The organism is Helicobacter burdigaliensis (assembly GCF_003670295.1).
Classification (GTDB): domain Bacteria; phylum Campylobacterota; class Campylobacteria; order Campylobacterales; family Helicobacteraceae; genus Helicobacter_D; species Helicobacter_D burdigaliensis.
On the sequence record NZ_QXJG01000042.1, the window covers coordinates 1 to 1,565 of the forward strand.

Genomic DNA, 1,565 nt, shown 5'->3' on the forward strand with positions numbered 1-1,565 from the left:
CAAGCATAGCAAATGCAAATCTAAAAAGAATATAAAACACAAGAAAACCAAGGAGATTATTATTTTCTTGCGCTCAAGGAGAATGTTAATTTTCTTATATTTAAAGAAGATTATTTATCTTCTTGTGTTTTGTTCTAAAGAATTACTTATAAAAATTACTAAGCAATTATTTAAAGAGTTATTTATAGAATTTACTAAGGAATCACTTCATAAAATCCACTAAAGCAATTCACTAAAAAATTAGCTTAGAAACTTACTTCAAAGAAGTATCTATAAAACTCTTTAAAAAGATTAAAACTTTTAAACCAGCTAGAAACAAATTCTCTTTAATTTCTAGCTAGTATTAAATTTTACTAGAAACAAATTATTTATTCTATCTTTATAGTTTCTAGCTATTTGTCTTAAAGTCTTTGTTTTAAACTCTTCTTTTAAAACTTATATTTTATTCCTACATTCCCACTTAAATAAGTTTCATTTTTAAAATCTACTTTTCCAGCTAAGATTTGTTTAGTACCAATTCCAACATCTAAGCTTAGATTATCACTTATTGAGATATTTCCTCCTATAATCAATTGCCCATAAGTCTTTTTCTTCTCTTCTCCTGCAATAGAAAAGGAAGTATTAGAACCTACAAAGCTAGCTACATAATCTTTCCCATTATTGATTACATATTGTTCTACTTTAGGAGTTATAAATAAATAAGAGCTTTCATTAAAATATTTTCTAGCTTCTAATCCTAACTCTAAACTCAAAGAATTATTAGTATTAGATTTTACATTTCTTGCTAGATTACCTTTTTCATCATAATCTGGAGTATAGCTATAATAATAATTCACTCCTACAAAAGGTTTTAAAAATAAACCATTTTCTAAATTAAATACTTTACCGATATTTGTATTCAATCCTATAAATCTTCTATTAAAATCTGCACTATTTAAATTTCCTGCTAGATTAATATCTTGTTTTGTATCTCCTATTTGTCCATAGAGTTTAGAATTTAATTCCCATGAATGATTAAATCTATAAGAGCTATAAATACCGATTTGATAGTTATCTGATTCTTGTGTGCTTAGTTTGTCTTTGATTTTAGAACTTGCATAAGTAGCATAGATTCCTAAAAGCAAATTATCATTAAACTCTTTATCTGCACCTATGCTTATTCCATATAATCCTCCACTTTCTCCATCGACTATATTCGCTCCACCAAAAGCATTTGCCCATACACTATTTTAATAAGTTTTAGTGCCATAATAATCATAAGGAGTATCGCTTGCTATATTTGCACCACTTGCTAAAACATTTGCTTTTAAAGCATTAGCAAATCTTACTTCAGAATAAGGATTATTAACTCTTGCGATTCTTCCACCTATAGCCATATCATTAGAGATATTCATAGCACCATTTACAGAGCTAGAATTATTTAGAGTATCTGTATTAGATTTAGAACTCTCCCTTACATCTTTAAAGAAGTTTTTATTTGTGATTGCACCTACACCAATTCCAGCATTAATATTAGAGTTAATCAAACTATCAAAGATACCTTGTGCTTCGTTTAGGTTGCCAGA

General features: G+C 27.5%; 2 pseudogenes. Both read right to left on the reverse strand.

Annotated elements, in window-relative coordinates:
• Positions 1-428: 428 nt before the first annotated feature.
• A pseudogene (locus EBF09_RS08920) lies at positions 429-1,211 on the reverse strand (autotransporter outer membrane beta-barrel domain-containing protein); the annotation flags it as partial.
• Between the two features lie 18 nt (positions 1,212-1,229).
• Positions 1,230-1,565 (reverse strand): annotated as a pseudogene (locus tag EBF09_RS09415) (cytotoxin); the annotation flags it as partial.